General features: G+C 64.3%; 16 protein-coding genes. 5 read left to right on the top strand and 11 right to left on the bottom strand.

Going from position 1 to position 20355, the window contains the following annotated elements; translation table 11 throughout:
* Positions 1–60 precede the first annotated feature (60 nt).
* From ABE422_RS16885 to ABE422_RS16870, 4 genes are all read right to left on the bottom strand, one after another.
* Positions 61–1086, bottom strand: coding sequence for an AI-2E family transporter (locus ABE422_RS16885; protein ID WP_265309429.1), 1026 nt, complete (start codon positions 1084–1086; stop codon positions 61–63).
* A gap of 248 nt (positions 1087–1334) precedes the next feature.
* Positions 1335–2783, bottom strand: coding sequence for an AAA family ATPase (locus ABE422_RS16880; protein ID WP_346483380.1), 1449 nt, complete (start codon positions 2781–2783; stop codon positions 1335–1337).
* Positions 2780–3937 (bottom strand): DUF262 domain-containing protein, encoded by a 1158-nt coding sequence (locus tag ABE422_RS16875; RefSeq protein ID WP_346483379.1) that lies wholly within the window; start codon positions 3935–3937, stop codon positions 2780–2782. Before ABE422_RS16875 ends, ABE422_RS16880 begins: the two co-directional genes overlap by 4 nt.
* A gap of 268 nt (positions 3938–4205) precedes the next feature.
* The gene (locus tag ABE422_RS16870; RefSeq protein ID WP_313217535.1) at positions 4206–4742 is read right to left on the bottom strand and encodes a single-stranded DNA-binding protein; all 537 of its coding nucleotides are present in this window, start codon (positions 4740–4742) and stop codon (positions 4206–4208) included.
* Between the two features lie 312 nt (positions 4743–5054).
* Here ABE422_RS16870 and ABE422_RS16865 point away from each other — a divergent pair, with 312 nt between their 5' ends.
* On the top strand, positions 5055–6086 hold the full coding sequence (locus tag ABE422_RS16865; protein WP_313212067.1) for a LacI family DNA-binding transcriptional regulator: 1032 nt from the start codon (positions 5055–5057) through the stop codon (positions 6084–6086).
* A 7-nt stretch (positions 6087–6093) separates the two neighbouring features.
* On the opposite strand, the gene ABE422_RS16860 is transcribed toward ABE422_RS16865, so the two are convergent.
* Together ABE422_RS16860 and ABE422_RS16855 are read right to left on the bottom strand one after the other, a co-directional pair.
* The gene (locus ABE422_RS16860; RefSeq protein WP_346483378.1) at positions 6094–7590 is read right to left on the bottom strand and encodes a serine hydrolase domain-containing protein; all 1497 of its coding nucleotides are present in this window, start codon (positions 7588–7590) and stop codon (positions 6094–6096) included.
* A gap of 54 nt (positions 7591–7644) precedes the next feature.
* On the bottom strand, positions 7645–7971 hold the full coding sequence (locus ABE422_RS16855) for a hypothetical protein (RefSeq protein ID WP_346483377.1): 327 nt from the start codon (positions 7969–7971) through the stop codon (positions 7645–7647).
* A 112-nt stretch (positions 7972–8083) separates the two neighbouring features.
* On the opposite strand from ABE422_RS16855, the gene ABE422_RS16850 reads away from it, so the two are divergent.
* The 4 genes from ABE422_RS16850 to ABE422_RS16835 are packed head-to-tail and all read left to right on the top strand — an operon-like array spanning position 8084 to position 13656.
* On the top strand, positions 8084–8683 hold the full coding sequence (locus tag ABE422_RS16850) for a sigma-70 family RNA polymerase sigma factor (protein ID WP_346463901.1): 600 nt from the start codon (positions 8084–8086) through the stop codon (positions 8681–8683).
* On the top strand, positions 8680–9126 hold the full coding sequence (locus ABE422_RS16845) for a hypothetical protein (RefSeq protein ID WP_346483376.1): 447 nt from the start codon (positions 8680–8682) through the stop codon (positions 9124–9126). The genes ABE422_RS16850 and ABE422_RS16845 overlap by 4 nt, the downstream gene beginning before the upstream one ends.
* A gap of 38 nt (positions 9127–9164) precedes the next feature.
* On the top strand, positions 9165–10058 hold the full coding sequence (locus tag ABE422_RS16840; protein ID WP_346482076.1) for an ABC transporter ATP-binding protein: 894 nt from the start codon (positions 9165–9167) through the stop codon (positions 10056–10058).
* Positions 10059–10071: 13 nt separating this feature from the next.
* Positions 10072–13656, top strand: coding sequence for a M1 family aminopeptidase (locus ABE422_RS16835; protein ID WP_346483375.1), 3585 nt, complete (start codon positions 10072–10074; stop codon positions 13654–13656).
* A gap of 9 nt (positions 13657–13665) precedes the next feature.
* On the opposite strand, the gene ABE422_RS16830 is transcribed toward ABE422_RS16835, so the two are convergent.
* From ABE422_RS16830 to ABE422_RS16810, 5 genes are all read right to left on the bottom strand, one after another.
* Positions 13666–14058, bottom strand: coding sequence for an SseB family protein (locus ABE422_RS16830; RefSeq protein WP_346483374.1), 393 nt, complete (start codon positions 14056–14058; stop codon positions 13666–13668).
* 71 nt (positions 14059–14129) lie between these two features.
* Entirely contained in the window at positions 14130–14627 is a 498-nt protein-coding gene (locus ABE422_RS16825) for a GNAT family N-acetyltransferase (protein WP_313212077.1), read from the bottom strand.
* 91 nt (positions 14628–14718) lie between these two features.
* Complete coding sequence (locus ABE422_RS16820; RefSeq protein WP_346483373.1) at positions 14719–16440, bottom strand: alpha-amylase family glycosyl hydrolase; 1722 nt, start codon at positions 16438–16440, stop codon at positions 14719–14721.
* Complete coding sequence (locus ABE422_RS16815; protein ID WP_346483372.1) at positions 16440–17927, bottom strand: MFS transporter; 1488 nt, start codon at positions 17925–17927, stop codon at positions 16440–16442. Before ABE422_RS16815 ends, ABE422_RS16820 begins: the two co-directional genes overlap by 1 nt.
* Positions 17924–20125 carry a Six-hairpin glycosidase-like protein gene (locus ABE422_RS16810; protein ID WP_346483371.1) on the bottom strand — a complete coding sequence of 734 codons (2202 nt, stop codon included), beginning with the start codon at positions 20123–20125 and terminating at the stop codon, positions 17924–17926. The genes ABE422_RS16815 and ABE422_RS16810 overlap by 4 nt, the downstream gene beginning before the upstream one ends.
* Positions 20126–20355 lie beyond the last annotated feature (230 nt).

Genomic DNA, 20355 nt, shown 5'->3' with positions numbered 1-20355 from the left:
ACCCGCGTTATAGACCGCGGCGGCGCTGGGAGCAACGAAGCGCGCCCGGCGGCCGGTGATTCAGATCCAGCGCTGGTCCAGCAGCTCGCGCTTGATATAGGCATAGAACACGGGCGCCGCGACCAGCCCTGGCAGCCCGAACGCGGCTTCCATCACCAGCATGGCGAGCAGCAGTTCCCACGCACGTGCCTGGATCTCGCCGCCGACGATGCGCGCGTTGAGGAAATACTCCAGCTTGTGGATGACCACCAGGTACAGCAGCGCGACCACGGCCACGTAGAACGACACCGACAGCGCGACGATGGTGATGACCGTGTTGGAGATGATGTTGCCCACCACCGGCAGCAGGCCGGCGAGGAAGGTGATCAGCACCAGCGTCTTGGACAGCGGCAGATGCACGCCAAACAGCGGCAGCACCCCGAGCAGGAAGATGGCGGTGAACAGCGTATTGAGCAGCGAGATCTTCACCTGTGCGAACACGACCTGCCGGAAGGCCGTGGCCATGCGGCTGGTGCGGCCGATCAGCTCCTGTGCCAGTGGCCCCATCTTGGGCAAGGGCAACTCGTCGTAGAGCGCGATCATCGCCCCCAGCACCATGCCGATCAGGATCCGCACGCTGATCTGCACGGCCGAGGTGCCGGCGATGCCGAGTTGCTGGCGGTGCGTCGCCGCCCAGTCGTTCATCGCCGTGCGCAGCGCCTGCAGGTCTTCCGGGATATAGGGCTGCAGCAGGTCCGGCACCTGGTGGCGGGAGGTGTTGAGGATGTCCATCAGGCGCATCAACAGCGCATCCGGGCCACCGGTCTCGTTGCGGAAGAACGAAGCGATGCCGATCGCCGCCAGGGTCAGCGCGCCGATGATCAACGCCGACAGGACGATCACCGAATAGGCCCGTGCGCGCCCGGGCGGCAGCTTGCCTTCGACGGTGGAGGCCAGCAGGTGGGTCAGGTGGAACACCAGCAGGCCCGACAGCAGGGTCACCACCAGCCCGAGTTTCAGGGTCAGCCACATGCCCAGCAGCATCAGCACCCAGGCCGCGATGCGGGCGGTGGGCGGCTTGGGCAACGCGGGGATCACTATGGACATGCGGGCGCATCCTGACGGGTGGCCCATGGTAGTGGATCGAGCGAAGTACAGGGTTTCATTAGGAATGGGCAGACAGCCTCCGCTACAAAGGTCACTCTCTACATGACAGCAAAGAGAAAGAAGCCTTTGCAGCAAATCACCAGCATGAACGACTTGCAATAGCAAAGCCAATCCACCCAAGAACCTCCAAGCAAATATCCATACGCCCCACTCCGCTCAATAACAACTTAAAACCGATGGCACCACCTCTAATTCATCCCCGCATGACCACGAATCAACCGAACGAATTCGTCCACGACCGCATCGTTCTCGGCCGCCCAAGCACGCAGGGCACCCTGCACAAACTGGTCAAGAGATATCCCAAGCTCCCTACGCATCGAATGAAGCCACTCATGCGGCTCCTCTCCCTCCGACGCCCCTAGGGCTAGGCTAAGCGAATGTTCCACCACACCGATGTTGGATGCGCAAGCGCGCACCTCCGACGAAGTGACGAAATCCTTCAACATCACCTCTGGAGAAACAACCCCAGGAAGAAACTCAATATTCGAACCAACGGCTTTTCGTCGCGCCCGCTCATCCCCGTCGAGGACACCTATGACAACCATGCTGGAATTCCCGTAAGGCTTCACAGATGTCGCCATCGAAACAACTGCGTCATTGTTCCCAACCACCAGCACGTCAGATATTGAGGACAAACCAGCTACAGCGATAAAGAATGAGAGAAATCGCGCAGCGGTCGCGTCCTCAACAAACCATACCTTACGGACTGAGCTAACCATCTCCAATCGACGCTCAAGAATTTCGGCAGGCACGGGACACATCAAACTGACCGTATGTCTCGCCCTACTTACCAGGACAATTTCATTCCCTTGAAACTTTGAGACGATACTAGGCGAGTGGGTCGTTGCGACAATTGTCAAATCCCGCTCTAGAGCGAACCTTGCGGCGATGTTTGCCAAACGCCCCTGAGACCTAGGCGAAATAAATGTCTCCGGCTCCTCCAGAAGAACAACTGATCCATCAGGCATTCTAGATATTACCCAATATGCAAGCAACAGGGATAACTCCCCAAAACCCATACTTTCCGAACCATATTCAACACCAGCAACCTTAACTTTAAAGTACGGGAAAACACCGAGGCCACCAAATCCTTCAATTTCGTAGGAGCCAACCTCCTCATACTCCCGCCCGATTGCGTATGACAACTCACTAACACTCTTACTATCATAGCTCCGACGCCCAACCGACTCAATTACTTCCGAAAAGTCAGCATCGTTGCGAATAGCATTAAGTACAATCGGAACATGCATAGCAGGATCGAACATCGCAACCCTAAGACCTTCCGCGTCCGAATCCAGATAATCGCGTACCGAGTCCAGCATGAAAAGAGTCTGTGGCCCACCCCAGCGCCCATGAGATAGTTCAACACGTACGTGAACCACGCCGGCCTCTTCATCCCTGACGAACACCGCCGATTCCTGCCGACGAGAAGGGGCGACCAAGGCGTGGAACAAAGTGTGTAGCAACGTCGACTTTCCAACGCCATTTTCACCACAAATGACGGAGAATCTGCTGGAGAACACAAACTCATTGCTTGTGAGCCTATCCATACCGTCCCAAGCGAGGACGATTTTGGTGATCGCCCGCTTGTCCGCCCTCAACCTTCGCCAAACATCATTGACAAACGCCGGCTTCATAGCACCGAACCCCAACTTACCTCGATAGCTATCCGCTCGACATCAATCCCAGACTTGGCTTTCTGCAAGACATATCTAGCAAATTCCGATGATGCGAATGAATTCGAAACGGCGGATTCAACCACCCCGCCATACTCGGCAAAATGAAGCCAAAGAACAAAATCTCTCAGCACCACTGATGACACATCACCTACGCGCGCAGATGCGCGATCATCATAAACCGCCAGCGCTCTCAAGCTCCAGTCTTCGTCAATTTGTGAATCACGGCGCTCTAGACGTCTACTCTCAAAATGACGCAAGAACTTCGCAAAGAACTTTGCATCCACGTTACGAGAATATCGAGTTACCCTAGACGCAAATACCAACCAAGTAAGCGCAGTTGCTTTGTTGAGTCGAATCTGAACCGGCAGAAATGTAGCGGATAGGGCAAGCAAACTAAGGCCATCCTGCAACCAGGAACGGGATTCGCGTGAAAACCCCTCTGGGGACCGGTAACGGTCTACCAGCTGAGCAGAGGTCAACTTTTGTGAAAGTGACCCAGCCTCCAGCAAAAGAAGAGATCGCGCGACTATATCGTCGTACGCCATTCGAGCATTGGTGAAGCCAAAGTATGCCGATTGAATATCGGAACCCTCTATCATCTCTACGAACTTTTTGACTTGCCTCCTTGCCTTCCCAAAGAATGCATTTCTCTGCTCCGCAGGACTTAGCGAAGAGTTTTGATTAAGACGGAAGAACAATTCACCCGGCTCTTCAGGCAGGTAATCCGATATGTAGAACACCCGAATCGAGTACCTTTCCAGGCGGCGACGAACATCCTGGGGAAGCTGTAAAAATGTGAGCCCGTCCAGCACCTCAAGTCGCCGATCAAAGGGTTCAATGTTGCCATTGACTCTCAACGTACCTTGAAAAAAGTCCCTAATGGCAGCCAAGCGCTGCTGCCCATCCAGTACAGATTGGGCATTGGTATCAGGATCAATCACGACATGGACCGGGGGAATCTGCCAGTCCCTCAATATACTATCAATGAGGCGCTGCCTCTTTTGGTCGCTCCAAACCTCACCCCGCTGAAACTCCGGCTGAAGGTCAAGGTCTCCGTTTGCAATTCTTTGATAAAGCGTCTGAAGATCAGGATCAGCAGGCTTCAAGTACATACAATTTCCTAGAAATTTGACGGCGAATAGAAACCGACAGGCTTAACGACGCCCCTCCTTCAACGTTCGCATTGTTGAAATTCCTCCTTAGCGCGTGTCGCGAAGGAGGAATGCTGCCACCTGACCTCAAGACATGCTTAGTAGATTGATTGGCTTATACACTTAGCAAGACTTGAACGACGCACTCGATGAGCACCCATTAAAAATACCACATGTAAAAAAGGGCCCGCTTTGCGGCGGGCCCTTGTGGCGAATCGATGTTTGCAGATCAGAACGGAATGTCGTCATCAGCGAAGTCGTCCATCGGCGGCGCGGACTGCTGCGGGGCCTGCTGCTGCGGGCGCTGCTGGCCGTAGCCACCACCACCGCCGCCGCGCTGACCACCGCCACCGCCACCACCGCCGTACTCCTGGCGCGGGGCCTGCTGGCGCTGCGGACGTTCGCCACCGGCACCACCGCCACCGCCGCCCTCACGGCCGCCGAGCATCTGCATTTCATCGGCGATGATGTCGGTGGAGTACTTCTCCACGCCATCCTGGCCGGTGTACTTGTCGTAACGCAGGCTGCCTTCGACGTAGACCGAGCTGCCCTTGCGCAGGTATTCACCGGCGATCTCGCCGAGCTTGCCGAAGAACACCACGCGGTGCCATTCGGTACGCTCCTGCTGGTTGCCATCCTTGTCCTTGCGGACGCTGGTGGTGGCCAGGCTGATGCGGGTGATCGCCATACCGCCCTGGGTGTACTTCACGTCCGGGTCGTTGCCGAGGTTGCCGACCAGGATGACTTTATTGATGCCGCGCGCCATAGGGTTGCTCTTCCGTTGTCCGAGGGCAGGCCGCAGTCATATCACAGCCCCGGGCGGGGTGCAGATCTGCCGGGCCGCCCTTGGGAAAATTGGGGGGATCCAGATTGCACCATCTTATCATTGCCGCCGTCCCCGACCCTGTCGGAATTCCGCCCGGCAGCGACCGGAAACCTGCTCGAGCCATACGCGGCAAGGGTGACGACCGTTACGCCGACTGCCGCCAGGCCCCGGCCAGCCTGACCGTCCCGGCGACAGGCCCAGCCCTGGCAGCGCATGGCATGATGTCCCTTCACTGCCTCACCCCCTGCTGAAATGACCATCCGCGGCAAAGCCACCTCCCTCGATATCGCCCACCTGGCCGGCGTCTCCCAGCCCACGGTGTCGCGGGCGCTGCGCGGCAGCCCGATGGTCAACGCCGAGACCCGGCAGCGGATCCTGGCCATTGCCCGGGAGCTGAATTACAAGGTCGACAAGAATGCCTCCAGCCTGCGCCTGCGCAATGCCGGCACGCTGGCGCTGCTGTTCTTCGAAGACCCCACCAACGACGACTCGCTGATCAACCCGTTCTTCCACGCCATGCTCGGCTCGATCACCCGGGCCTGCGCGCTGCGCGGCTACGACCTGCTGGTCTCCTTCCAGCAGCTGTCCACCGACTGGCAGGCCGATTACGAGGACAGCAACAAGGCCGACGGCATCATCCTGCTCGGCTACGGCGACTACCACGAGTCGCGCGAGCGCCTGCAGCGGCTGGTCGAGCAAGGCACCCACTTCGTGCGCTGGGGTGCTTCCCTGCCCGATCAGCCCGGTGTCTCGATCGGCAGCGACAATTTCCAGGGCGGCTTCGACATCACCGCGCACCTGCTCGACCAGGGCTGCCGCCGGATCGCCTTCGTCGGCCATGCTTCCAGCCACTATCCCGAGTTCGAGCAGCGCTACCGCGGCCACGTCGAGGCGATGCAGGCACGCGGCCTCACCGCCGAGCCGTCCCTGCAGCACGATGCGATCACCACCGAGCAGTCCGGCTTCGATGCCTGCCAGGCGCTATTGGCGCGCGGCGAACGTATCGATGGGCTGTGCGCGGCCAGCGACCTGATCGCGATCGGTGCGATGCGCGCCCTGCGCGAGCACGGCCTGCGCGTGCCCGAGGACGTGGCCGTCACCGGTTTCGATGACATCCCGCTGGCCGCCTCGGTCTCCCCACCGCTGTCCACCGTGCAGCAGGACACCAAGCAGGCCGGGCACCTGCTGGTGGAGAAGCTGCTGGCGCTGATCGAGGGCAAGCCGGTGGAGGGCGAGAGCATCGCGGTCAAGCAGGTGCTGCGGGACTCCTCGCTGCGCGGCTGAGCCTGGCTCAGGGCACGCGCTGGAAGGTCAGGGTCTCGAACGTAAGCGACCGTACCTGGCCCTCTCCCACCTGGAAGGTCAGCCAGCTCCCCGAACCGGGGACGAGTTCAACGCGCCCCTGATCCCTCTGTTCGCCTGCACTGGCGACGGCGTCCAGCCGCCCCCAGCGCAGCCGCAGCGCCTGCTCACCTGCCGCGTCGACCCTTACCTCGCCGAGCAGCGGATGGACGTATCGGCCCACGAAATGGTCGCGCGGCAACGACCGCCGCCAGGGGCGTGACTGGATCGCCTCGCGCTGGCGCGCCACGTTCGCCTGAATCTGGGCCGCCTTTGCCTGCAGCGCCAGGAAGCGGGCGGCGGAGCTCGACGCGATCCCGGGCTCGTGCAACAGCAGGCCATACACGTGATCGGCGATGAGGTTGGTCAGCGGCGCGCCCAGCACGTCCTCGTTGTTGAGCACGACCAGCGCGATGTTCTGGTCCGGCATGAACGACAGATGCGCGTGGAAGCCGGCGAATCCACCGAAGTGGTGCAGCAGTGGGTGGCCCTTGTACGGCCCGGTGTACCAGCCCCACGCGTAGCCGTCGCGCGCGAAATCCAGATAGCTCGCGTCCAGCGCGACCTGACGCTGCTGCGAGCGGGGGATTACCTGCCGGGCAAGGGCGGTGTTGCCCTCCCCCGGTAACTGCGCGATCAGGAACCGCGCCAGGTCCGGCGCGGTGGCGACCATGCCGCCGGCCGCCTGCATCGTGTCGTCCGCTTTGCGCAGATACAGCGGCGTGGTCGGCTGCGCACTGGCCAGCGAGTAAGGCGTGGCCATGGGCCAGCCGGCCGCCTCGGCAGTGCTGATCCGGGTACTCGTGTGCCGCATGCCCAACGGATCGAACAGCGTGTGCTGCAGCTGGTCCTGCCACGGCAGGCCGTCGTGCTGGTCCATCCAGATGCTGAGCAGGTTGTAGCCCAGGTTGGTATAGCGGAAGGTGCCGTGCGCCGCGTCCGGATCGCGCCGCGTCGCACCCACCAGCGCCCGCCGCGAGGCGCTGTCGTGCACGCCGCTGAAGGCGGTGGCCCAGACCAGGGCAGTGTTGTCCACGCCGGCCGTGTGCGTGAGCAGATCGCCGACGGTGATCGCCTCGGCCTCCAGACCATCGAAGCGTGTTTGCGGAAACATCTGCTGGAGTGACATCGCCATGTCGAGCTCGCCGGCGGCCTGCTTGTGCAGGGCGTTCAGCGCGAAGAACGGCTTGGTCGCCGAGGCGATGTAGAAGACAGTGTCAGCCGTGACCGGCGTGCCGGCCCCGATATCCGCCAGGCCGTAGTAGCCTTCATGGATCACCTTGCCGTCCTTCACCACCACGACTGCGGTACCCGAAGGCAGGCCCGTGGCCGCCTTGGTCTGTTCGATGAGGGAGGACAGCGGGGCAAAATCGACAGGCGTGGCAGCGCGCACCGGAGACATCACGGCCACGGCAACGCCGGCACAGAGTGCCAGGATGCGTTTCATTCGAGGTCCTGTTGCAGGGGAGCCGCCGGCGACGCGGGCGGCAGGATGGCGGGCTTACTTCAGGCGGCGATCGAGCACGAAGTACAACACGTTGCCCAGCCCGGTCGCACCGAGCAGCAGGGCGATCGCGCCAGGGGTGACCCGGTCGATACCGAGCAGATCGACCAGGCCGAATGCCAGCGCCAGGGTCAGCAACACGCAGCCCCAATGCAGCGCGGCCAGCCGCCGCTTGGTGGTGTCGCCGGCCAGCAGCGAGCGCACCAGCTCTTCCGAACCGCGGGCTTCAACGATCCGGCGGCGGGTGTGGCCATCGACCACGCTCTTGATGGCATACACGATGCCCAGGATCAGGACGACGGGAAGAATCAGGTTGTAATCCATGGTGCGTTCGTTCCGTTGAGGAGGGGCTTGTCCACTGAGATACGGCCAGGGCGGAATGGGTTGCACGGAGCACGGTTGCAACCGATGGCGCACTCGACGTATCCCTATGGGGATGCGCACCCCGCCGCCCACCCCTGCCGACTGTCTCGACGCCGACCGGGCACTGGTCGCCGCCATTCTGTCGCGGCAGCCCGGGGCGTTCGAGCAGCTGGTGCGGGAGTATCAAGGGCTGTGCTGGCGCGTGGTCGACCGCATGGTCCGCCACCCCGACGACACCCGCGAGCTGTGCCAGGAAGCCTTCCTGCGCATCCATCAGACGCTGCATCAGTACCGCGGCGAGAGCGCGTTGAAATCCTGGGTGGCGCAGGTCGCCTATTCGATCGCCAAGCGCCACCTGGAACGCCGCCGCATTCCGCTGGTGGAGAACACCATGGGCGAGGACGGCACCGCATTGATCGAACAGATCGGCGATGGCATCGATCTGGAAGCCTTGACCAGCGAGCACGACATCAACGCCCACCTGTACGCTGCGATCGACGGCTTGCCGCCCCTGCAGCGCACCCTGCTCACGCTCTATCACCTGGAGGAGATCTCCATCGCCGAGATCGCCACCCTGACCGAGCTGGCCGAAGGCACCATCAAGAGCCACCTGTTCCGCAGCCGCAAGCGGTTGCGCGAACTGCTCGAATCCCGCATTGGAGTGCCCGCATGAGCAGCGCAGACGATCCCCGCATCGATCCCGAGGAATGGCAGGCCCAGGAGGATGCGCTGCGCGCCGCCCTCAGCGGCCAGCGCGCTGCGCCGGACGCCACCGACTACCTGCGCATCGCCCAGGCGATCGCTTCGGCCCCGCAGAGTGGACCGCCGATGCGCTTCGCCCGTGATGTCACGCTGCGCATTGCCCGGCATGACGCCGGTATCGAACGTTGGGTGTCGCGGGTATTGCTTGCCTCGTTGGCCCTCGCCGTCCTGGCCATCGGGGCGATGTTCGGCCCGGCGTGGTGGAGCGCGATCAAGCAGAGCGCGGGGCCAACGGCATCCGGCTGGCTGCTGGTGGCCGCAGGCTGCGTGGCTGCGTCATGGCTGGCCGCTCGGTGGCGCACACGTGTCCAGGAAGCACCCATGACTTACGGCGGATGCGGCCTACCTGAATAGGGCGGATAACCGCGCTATCTCCCAGGGGAAGTGGCCACATGCTTGAGATCCGCGCGCTGTCCAAGACGTACGCCAATGGTGTCCATGCCCTCGCCGGTGTGACGCTCGATGTGCCCCGCGGCATGTTCGGTCTGCTCGGGCCCAACGGCGCCGGCAAGTCCTCGCTGATGCGCACCTTGTCCACGCTGCAGGAGGCCGACAGCGGCTCGGCGACGCTGTCGATTCCCGGTGAGGCGGCCATCGACGTGCTGCGCGACAAGGATGCGGTACGGCGCCGGCTGGGCTACCTCCCGCAGGACTTCGGCGTGTATCCCAAGGTCAGCGCGCTGGACCTGCTCAACCATTTCGCGGTACTCAAGGGCATCACCCAGAAGGGCCAGCGCCGTGAGGTAGTCGAGGCGCTGCTGCAGCAGGTCAACCTGTGGGATGCGCGCAAGCGCAAGCTCGGCACTTACTCCGGCGGCATGCGCCAGCGCTTCGGCATCGCGCAGGCGCTGCTCGGCGATCCGCGCCTGGTGATCGTCGATGAGCCCACCGCTGGCCTGGACCCGGAAGAGCGCAACCGCTTCCTCAACCTGCTCGCGGCGATCGGCGAGAACGTGGCGGTGATCCTGTCCACGCACATCGTCGAAGATGTCACCGACCTCTGCCCGAACATGGCCATCATGAACAAGGGACAGGTGCTGCTGACCGGCAAACCCAGCGATGCGATCGATGCGCTGCAGCACCAGGTCTGGCGCAAGCAGGTCGACGTTGCCGAACTGCCCACGTATGAGACCAACCATGTGGTGCTGTCCACGCGCCTGGTCGGTGGGCGGCCGGTGATCCACGTACACAGCGCGAACGACCCCGGCGACGGCTTCGCAGCCGTGGCTCCCGATCTGGAAGACGTCTATTTCCAGCGACTGCGCCTGCAGTCGCGGACCGCCTGACCGGAGCCGGCCCATGATCGCTGCCTTCTTCCGTTTCGAGCTGCGCGAGCAGCTCCGTTCCCCGCTGCTGTGGCTGCTGGCGGGCCTGTTCGCCTTGATGGCCTTCGGTGCCGCGTCGTCCGACGCGATACAGATCGGCGGTGGCACCGGCAACGTGCACACCAATGCACCGACCGTCATCGCTTCGATGCTGGGCATCTTCACTCTGCTCGGCATGCTGGTCTCCACGCTGTTCGTCAGCAATGCGCTGCTGCGCGACTTCGATCTCGGCACCGCCGAATTGATCTTCGCCAGCCCGATCAAACGCCGCGATTACCTGGCCGGACGCATCGGCGCCGCGCTGGTCAGCGGGCTGCTGGTGTACGTGATCATTGCCGCCGGCATGGCGCTGGGGCCGTTCATGCCCTGGGTCGACCCGGCCCGTATGGGCCCGGTCTCGCTGTACAGCTATGTCTGGGCATTCGGCGTCATCGTGATTCCGAACCTGATCTTCACCACGGCCCTGCTGGCCTTGCTGGCGGCCACCACCCGCTCGATCCTGTGGGTCTACATCGGCGTGATCGCCTACTTCGTGCTGTACGGCGTCAGCGCGGCCCTGCTCCGCGACATCGACAACACCTGGATTGCGGTGCTGAGCGAGCCGCTCGGCCTGCGCGCGTTGTCGCGGACCATCCGTTACTGGTCGGTGGCCGAACGCAACTCCGGCTTGCCTTCCGTCGCCGGGCAACTACTGGCCAACCGTGCGCTGTGGCTGGGTGTGGCGGCAGCGCTGTTCGCTGCGACGTTTGCCTTGTTCCGCACCGAGCGCAGCGGCAGTGCCGGTCGTCGCTGGGGCCGTAAAGCCGCCGCGGCAACGAGCCCCCCGTCGCTGCGCCCGGCCCAGGTCACGGTGCCACGCGTGGTGCCCGGCAGCGGTGTCGGCACCGCCTGGCGCCAGTTCCTGCATCAGGTTCGCTTTGATACGGCTGGCGTGGTGCGCAGCGTGCCCTTCCTGGTACTGCTGGTGCTGGGGCTGTGCAACTTCCTGCCCGGCGCCCTGTTCCGCCAGACGATGTATGGCACGCCGATCTGGCCGGTCACCTCGGAAATGCTGACCGCGCTGCAAGGCACCTACAGCTGGCTGCTGATCATCATCGTGCTGTTCTTCGCCGGCGAGCTGGTCTGGAAGGAACGCACCGCCCGCATCAGTGACGTCACCGATGCGATGCCGGTGCCCAACTGGGTGCCGTTGCTGGCCAAGTTCGCCACGCTGGTGGCGGTGATCGCCTGCTTCCAGGCCATCGGCGCGCTGGCCGCGATCGGCGTGCAGCTGGCCAAGGGCTACACCCACATCGAGCCGCTGGTGTATCTCAAGATGCTCGCGCTGGATTCGGTGGTCTATCTGCTGATGGGTGGGCTGGCGCTGGTGCTGCAAGTGCTGACCAACAACAAGTTCGTCGGCTACGCACTGCTGATCGTGGTGATGATCGGGCAGGCGGTGCTGGGCATGCTCGACTACACGCAGAACCTGTACAACTTCGGCAGCTGGCCGATCGCGCCGTACTCGGACATGAACGGCTACGGTCACTTCCTGCCGGGGCAACTGGCGTTCCAAGGGTATTGGGCGCTGTTCCTGCTGGCCCTGTTGTGCGTCGCCTCGGCCTTCTGGGTACGCGGCGTCGGCAATGGTGTGCGGCAGCGGCTGGTGCTGGCCGGGCGCCGCCTGCGCGGCCCGACTGGACTCGGTGCAGTGGTGGCCACGTTGGCCTTCATCGGGGTGGGTGGCTGGCTGTACTGGAGCACCAACATCCGCAACGAGTTCCGCTCGCCCGATCAGCAGCTGGACCTGCAGGCCCGCTACGAACGCGATCTGTCGCGCTACCGTGATCTGCCGCAGCCACGCATCGTGGCAGTGGACAACCGGATCGACCTGTCGCCGGAAACCCAGTCGATGGTCGTCGATGCTTACTGGACGGTGCGCAATACCCATGCCGCGCCCATCGATCAGATCCATGTGTCGATGGACGATGACAGGCAGTTGAACCTGGTCGACCTGGGGGGCGAAACGTTGTCCATGCACGACGCTGATCTGGGCTATCGCATCTACCGGCTGGCCAAGCCGCTGCAGCCCGGTGAGGAACGCCGTATCCACTTCCGCATCAACCAGCATCCGGACGGCATCACCGCGCATCAGGCACCGACCAACCTGGTCGACAACGGCAGCTTCTTCAACAGCAGCGATCTGCCGTCGTTCGGCTACAACCAGCGCGTACAGATCACCGACCGCAACGAGCGTCGCAAGCGCGGCCTTGGCGAGCCGACCCGCATGCCCAAGTTGGAGGACCAGGCCGCACGCGCCAACAACTACGTCAGCGACGATGCCGACTGGCTGGACTTCCGCAGCACCATCTGCACCGCGCCGGACCAGGTTGCGCTGGCACCGGGATACCTGGTGCGGGAGACGACCGTGAACGGCCGCCGCTGCTTCAGCTATGCCATGGACCGGCCGATGCTGAACTTCTACGCCTACCTGTCTGCCCGCTGGGAAGTGAAACGCGCGGCCTACAAGGGCATTCCGGTCGAGATCTACTACGACCCCCAGCACGGCTACAACGTGGACCGCATGATCGATGCGGTGCAGAAGTCGCTGGCGTATTACGAAGCCAACTTCACGCCCTACCAGCACCGTCAGGTGCGCATCATCGAATTCCCGGGCTACCAGAGCTTCGCGCAGTCCTTCGCCAACACGATCCCCTACTCCGAATCGATCGGTTTCATCGCCGACCTGCGCGATCCGGACAAGGTGGACTACGTGTTCTATGTCACCGCACATGAGATCGCACACCAGTGGTGGGCGCACCAGGTGATCGGTGCCAACGTACAGGGCGCCACGATGCTGTCCGAGTCGCTGTCGCAGTACTCGGCGCTGATGGTGATGGAGAAGGAGTACGGCCGACAGCACATGCGCCAGTTCCTCAAGAACGAGCTGGACGGGTACCTGTCCGGGCGTGGTGGCGAAGGCGTGGAAGAACTGCCGCTGGCACGGGTGGAGAACCAGCAGTACATCCACTACCGGAAGGGCTCGCTGGCGTTCTACCGGCTGCGTGAGGAGATCGGCGAAGCCGCCCTCAATCGCGCCCTCAAGCGCTATCTGCAGGACAAGGGCTTCCAGCCGCCGCCCTACACCACCTCCACCGAACTGCTCACCTACATCCGCGCCGAGACGCCGGCCGACCGCCAGCAGCTGGTGACGGACCTGTTCGAGAAGATCAGCTTCTACGACAACCGTGTCCTCACCGCGAGCGTGCAGAAGCGTGCCGATGGAAAGTACGACGTCACCTTGAAGCTGCACGCCGAGAAGCGCTATGCCGACGGTGGCGGCAAGGAGACCGCCGGTACGATGGACGACTGGATCGAGGTGGGCGTGTTCGCCAATGCGCCGTCGGGCAAGGAGCGCGATCAGAAGGTGCTGTACCTGCAGCGCCACCACGTCACCGAGGCCAATCCCTCCATCACGGTGACGGTGGAGGGCAAGCCGGATGAGGCAGGCTTTGATCCGTACAACAAACTGATCGATCGGGTGTCGTCGGATAACCGGCGGAAGGTGACGCTGCAGTAAAACGCAGCGTCAGCGCGGGGCGTCAGCGAAGTCCTTGAGGATTTCGCCGACGCCGGACGGCGAGATTTCAAAGCCCAGCGAGGTGCCCGGATTGATCACCACGCCGTAGCCGCCGGGGACGCGCCTGAGCACCTCCAGCATCAGCATGCGGATGGTATGCGGGGCCTGCTGACTGTGGACACCGACGCGGCTCATATCGGTGAACACGGACACGTGCAGCACGCCCTGCTTGTCGAACAGCAGCGGATCGAAACCGCTGCCATCCGGCGTCACCAGGCTGCCGGTGAGCAACACCACCTCGGAGGCGACGAAGGCCTTCATGAACAGGCCGATCGGCAGCTGACCGTCCATCGCGGTCTTGAGCAGCGTTTCGATCGGGGTCTGGGGGGCGGCGTCGTTCATGGAATGCGGGGGTGTGGGTGGGGGCCGCTAGTGTACCGCCGGGCGTGTCGGGAGCCGGCCAGCGGCCGGCACTACAGACTGGGTGGACCGCCGATCAGGTAGAGATGGAACCGCGGGTCATCGTCGGCCAGCGCGACGTGGGGCAGACCAAGACGCGGCAGGGTCCGCAGCCAGTGGGCATGCGCAGCCACGTCGCCGCGGAACACTGCGAGCAGCCATTGCCCCTCGCCGGGACGCACCAGTGCGTTGACCACATACGCGGCCAACCCTTGCCGCCGGTACTTGGGCAGCACGAAGAGGTCGGCCAGTTCAGGATAGTGGTGGCCGTCCCGTTCCACCCGGTCCACCAGCACGAAGCCGGCGAGCGCCTCGTCGACGAACAACAACCGCGCCCACTGCGGGGCGTTGCGCAGGGAGGCCTCGACATCGCTCCGATCACAGTCGAACAGGCCGTCGGAGCGTACTTCTTCTCCGCTCCAGGCCGACGCCTCGAAGTAGTAGAACTGCATCAGATGGAACAGGCGCTCGGCGTCGTCGGGCGTTGCGGGGCGCAGGGACAGGCGTGACATGGAGAGCGTGCTCAAAAGGACCGCAGTGCGCGATCGCGAGCCCGATTGTAGTGCCCGGCCCACCGCGAACGGCAGACCGGGCATTCCCCGGCTACTTCGCCAGGCGTTTCGTGCGGGCCTGCTGGTCCTCCATCGCCGCCTTCAACTGTTGCTGTAGCGCTGTCTGGTCGACCTGCGCATCCAGCACGAACACGCGCACGCCATGCGCAGGCACCTCGGCCTTCAGTGCGCCGGTGACCGTCTGGCTGGCGCCACCCAGCGCGTCGCGCCAGGTCCCGGCCTGCAGATAGCGGCGCACCTCGACGGTGCGGGCGGTGTCGCCCTTGTTGAGCAGGACCAGGGCGGTCTGTGCGGTATCGCCCTGCTGCAGCACGCGGAAGAACACCGCTTCATCGTCCTGCAGCCGCTCGTTGACCTGCAGACCACGCTGCAGTGCGGGTGTGGCCTCACGCAGTTTGGCGATGCGCTGCAGCGGCGCATAGATCGGGCTCTTCGGCGCGTTGTTGACGCGCTGCTGGCCGAAGTAGGCGCGGTTGCCGGCATGCTCGGCACGGCTGCGCATGAAGCCGGTTTCCGAGCCGTAATAGATCACCGGAATGCCGCGCGCGGTGAACAACCAGTTGTGGGCGTCGATGAACCCTGCATCGCTGGCATCCAGCCGGGCCATGTCGTGGTTGTCGTAGAAACTCATCAGCTCATACGGATTGGCGTACGGCCCATCCAGCAGGTGAAGCGGCTCGGCCAGGGTCTCAAAGCCTTTCTGCTCCCTGCCGAACACGGACGACAGGGCGCCGCGCAGCGGGAAGTCGAGCACGCTGACGTTCGCGTTGGCCGGCCAGGTGTGCTCGGCGATCTTGCTGGCGTCGTAGTCGAACGCTTCGCCGAACATGAACATGCCGGGATGCTCGGCCCGGATGCGGTTGACGAAGGCATGCCACCACGGGTGTGGCAGCCAGCCGATGGTGTCGATGCGCAGCGCATCCACGCCCTGCGCGGTCCATTGCAGGTAGGCGCCGACCAGATAGTCCATCACCGCCGGGTTGTGCTCGTTGAAGTCGGACAGCTCGGCCAGGTTGCCGTCGAAGATCGAGCCGTCCTTGCCGTCGACCGGGCCAATGTTGTTGTAGAACGCATGCAGCGGGTTATGGAGCGGGTCCAGCTGCTGCGGCGGGAGGTTCTGATGGTCGGCGATCAAGCGGCCGTCCTTGTCGAAGATCTGCCCGAACTGCGGCTGCGCCACCGGCATCGTCCACGCGGGCGAGCCATGGTTGCCGACGATATCCAGCACTACCTTCAGGTCGGCGGCATGCAGGCCGCGGGTGAACGCGGCAAAGTCCAGGTCCTTGCTCGGCAGATGCTCGTCGAGCGTGTAGAAGTTGACGCCCCAGTAGCCGTGGTAGCCGGTCTTGCCGCGGTCGGTCAGCGTGCTGGTGCAGCTGATCGGCTTGCTGCCGGTGAAGGCCTGGTCCGGGTTGTCGATGATCGGGGTGATCCACACTGCGCCGAAGCCCAGGTTGCGGATGTACGCGGCATTGTCGAGCACGCCCTTGAAGTCGCCGCCGAGGTAGCCGATGTTGCCATCGACCTTGTCCGGGCAGGGCACCGGGATATCGAAGGTGGGATGCGCCCCGCCCTGGTCGCGGTGGTCGTTGGACGGATCGCCATTGACGAAGCGGTCGGTGACCACGAAGTAGACCGCCTGGCTGGCGAACGGCTCGCGCGTGCCGACATAGTCCGGGCGTTCGATGGCCAGGGCGGGGCTGGCGGACAGCGCGAATGACAGGGCCAGCGACAACGACGAATACCGGGGCATCAGACAACCTCCTGTTGGGATGGCACATACAGCACGCACAGGCCGGCCAGCAGCAGGCTGCCACCCCCGAGTGCGAGCACGTGCATCGGATCGCCGCCCAGCCAGGTGCGCAGCAGGAAGCCAAGCGCACTGGCCGCGACCAGCTGCGGGATCACGATGAAGAAATTGAACAGGCCCATGTAGATGCCCATCTTGGCCGCCGGCACGCTGTCGGACAGCAGTGCATACGGCAACGAGAGGATCGACGCCCATGCGAAACCGACGCCGACCATCGACAGCAGCAGCCAGTGCGGATCACGGATGAACAGCATCGAGATCAACCCCAGCCCGCCCAGCCACAGGTTGACCAGGTGGCTCCAGCGCAGCCCCAGTGAGCGCACCATCAGCGGGATCAGCAGCGCGGCCAATGCCGCGAAGCCGTTGTAGGCACCGAACAGTACGCCGACCCAGTTGGCGCCCTCGTTGTAGGCGGCAGAGCCGGTATCGGTGGAACCAAAATGGGTGCCGGCGACGGCGGCGGTGGTGTAGATCCACATCGCGAACAGCGCGAACCACGAGAAGAACTGCACCCAGGCCAGGCGACGCATGGTGCGCGGCATCGCACGCAGGTCGTCGACGATGGTGGCCAGCATGTTCGCCCCCGGCACACAGCGCGCCACACCCAGCAGCACGCCATAGGCGATGCACAGGCCAGCCAGCACATACAGCATGCGGTCACCCTGCCGCGCCGCGATGGCGGCGGCCAGCACGATGCCCACCGCCACCCAGCCGCCGATCTGCGCCCACGGCGGCGGTCCTGCCACGCGCGCACTCTGGTGCACCGCGGACGGCTCGGCGTCATCGAAGCTGGCCAGCTCGGCCGGCGAGTATTCCCGGGTGCTGACCACGGTCCAGGTGATCGCCGCGAGCAGCACCGCCGCCCCGAAGTAGAACGCGTAGCGCACGGTATCGGGCACCTGCCCTGCGGCCGCCGTGTTGGCCACGCCGAGGTGGGCCAGGATGAAAGGCAGGAAGCTGGCGACGATCGCACCGGTGCCGATGAAGAAGCTCTGCATCGCAAAACCGGTCGGCCGTTGCCGGGGGGCCAGCTGATCCCCGACGAACGCGCGGAACGGCTCCATCGATACGTTGATCGAGGCATCCAGCACCCAGAGCGTGCCTGCGGCGATCCACAGCGTCGGCGAATTCGGCATCACCAGCAGGGCGAGCGTGGTCAGTACCGCACCGATCATGAAGAACGGGCGGCGGCGGCCCCAGCGCGTCCAGGTGCGGTCGGACAGGTAGCCGATCACCGGCTGCACCAGCAGGCCGGTCAATGGCGCGGCGATCCACAGCCCGGGCACCGCATCCATCGGGGCGCCGAGCGTCTCGAAGATGCGGCTGGCATTGGCGTTCTGCAGGGCAAAGCCGAACTGGATGCCGAGGAAGCCGAAACACATGTTCCAGATCTGCCAGAACGACAGCGTCGGTTTGGGCGAACGGCTCATGGGCGCGGCTCCGGCGAGGCTGCGACCGGCATCAGGGTCAGCGCGGACACGCGGGCCTGATTGAGCACGCCCTCACTGCCGCCCTTGCCGCCGTTGTACTGCGCGAAGTGGGTCAACGCACTCATGTTGAAGCCCTCGTCCAACGTGACGCGGCAGGCGCGTGCCGGCAGCTCGAATTCAACCGCCGTGGAGTCCTGTTCGCCCACGCTGTGCGGCATCACGATGGGGCGGCGCTGCTCCGGTTGACCCTCGCATTGCAGCACCAGCGTCTTCACCGCCGCGGTCACGCCGGTGTTGATCGGGCCGTTGGGATTGTCGTAGCGCAGGCGTGCACGCCAGCGGCCGGCGGTCGGTGCGGTCCACTGCCAGTGCGTGTCGCCGGCCAGCACCTGCTGCGGGCCGATGCAGGTCATCGGGCTGTGCAGCGATTCCAGCGCGCCCTCCCGGCGGGTCAGGCTCAGGCAGTGACTGGCACCGTCCCTGGCAATCGTGGCGACACCCCGTGTGGGCGCCAGCGTCTGGCCGTCGCGCCACAGCACGTGCCCGGCAGGCACCGTGATCTGCCAGCCTGCCGTCGTTTCGCGCGGCACCGGGGTGGCCGGGGTGGCCGGGGCGAACACCGCCGAGGGACGCAGGATGGCCGGTGATGGTGTCGCCCCCGTCGCATGCAACGGCACCAGCTGCACTGTGGTGGTGCTGCCGTCGCGCTGGATATCACCCGCCACCAGCAGCTCGCCGGCAAGCTGCTTCGGTCGCACCAGCACATACCGCTGTTTGCCATCGTCCAGGCGGATGCGGTCATGCGCACCGAACAGCGTCGGCACCAGCGACACCGGCAGCTTCGGCGCGATGCGGCCGTCGTCTTCCACGCCGAACACCCCTTCCAGCACCATCGAGAGGTAACCGGCCACCGACCACAGCTGCCGCGGCGAATTGACCACGGGGCCGCTGAGGGCGCCATCATCGACATGCACGGCCAGCGTGCGCATCTCGTAGTTCTCCATGTTGGAGCCGGCCAGCGCGGTGCCGCGCATCAGCGATTCGATCTCCATGGCAATGCGCGGGGCATCGTCCAACCGGCGCGCTGCCCGCAGCGAGTACGCGCTGACGAAGGGCCAGATGCCGCGGTTGTGGTAGATCGGCTGCTGCGCTTCCTGCGGCCAGACCACCGGGCTGCCACCGGCCACGGCCGGGTAATTCGCCAGCGCGCGGCGTGCGCGATCGGCCGGAAACACATCGGCCAGCACGCCCAGCGAGAGCGCGAGCAGGTCGTACTTGGCGTACGGCACCGGGTGGGCCGCCTCGCCGATGTAGCTCATGTACTGGCCAGCCTCCTCGCGCCAGAAGCGTGCGTCGATCTGGCGGGCCAGCGCATCGGCCCATTCGCCGTACGTGATGGCGCGCGCGTCGCCGCGCTGGCGTGCCAGCTGCTCGGCCAGTCGCAGCGCCTGGTAATGCAGCACGTTGGTGGAGAGCGCGAAGGACTCGCCGATGAAGCGCACATCCGCGCGGGTCCAGTCCGGATAGGTCTGCTCGCGCCAATCCAGGAACGAAGTCTCGCCGCGATACAGGCCGATCCGCGCCTCGAACACCGCCTCGCGATCCTGTGCCAGGGTGGCCTGCAGTGCCTGCCAGACCTGCTCGGCAAAGGCCGCGTCATCCAGCAGCCCACGTGCGGCCAGGAACCACACCACGCGGTCGCTGCTGATCGGCCAACTGCCACCGGAGCCGGTGTCCTGTGCCACGAACAGACCGGGCGTATGCCCATCGCGTGCGGTGGACAGCTTGAACTGCAGCGACTGGCGCGTGCGTACGGGATCCAGACGCGACAGCGCCAGATCGGCGGCGAAGCTCACATCGCGGGTCCACACATAGGGCCAGCGCGCGCCGGTCTGGAAGCACTCGCAGTCCACGGGCTTACCGTGATTGAAGGCCGGGTCGCGGATCGCATCCACGCGGTCGGCATCCATCTCCTGCTGGGCCAGCCCGAACAGCGCATCGAACAGCACACTGCCGGTCTCGCTGCGTATCGGCTGCGCGCTGACGCGCACCTCGCCCTGCGGTGCATGCAGACGGTAGCCACCTTCAGCGGCGGTCTCGGCACGCGCATGGCGGCCATCGAAGTCCAGGTCGGCCGCACGTGCGGTGGACCCCATCGCTGCCCCGAGGGCAACGGTCAGGCAGATCATCTTCAGCATCGAAGTGGCGAACCGGCTCGCGCCTGTTGCCTCCCTCCCCTTTGCTCGCGTTGTAGGTCCGCACCGCCTCGCGGCAATGCGCTCGCGGCCCCCTCCCAGGGTGCCTTGGGCCCATGGTAGACGGCACGCCGCAGCCTGCATCGAGCTGCATACGTATTCATGGCCAGGGCGGTCGGCAATCGTGACCGCATCGCTATAGTCCGGGGGTGCTTTCGGCCGCCTTGGGAGGG

It is taken from the genome of Stenotrophomonas sp. TWI1151, from assembly GCF_039673135.1.
In the GTDB taxonomy this organism is placed as follows: domain Bacteria; phylum Pseudomonadota; class Gammaproteobacteria; order Xanthomonadales; family Xanthomonadaceae; genus Stenotrophomonas.
This window is presented reverse-complemented; position numbering and strand designations above follow the sequence as displayed.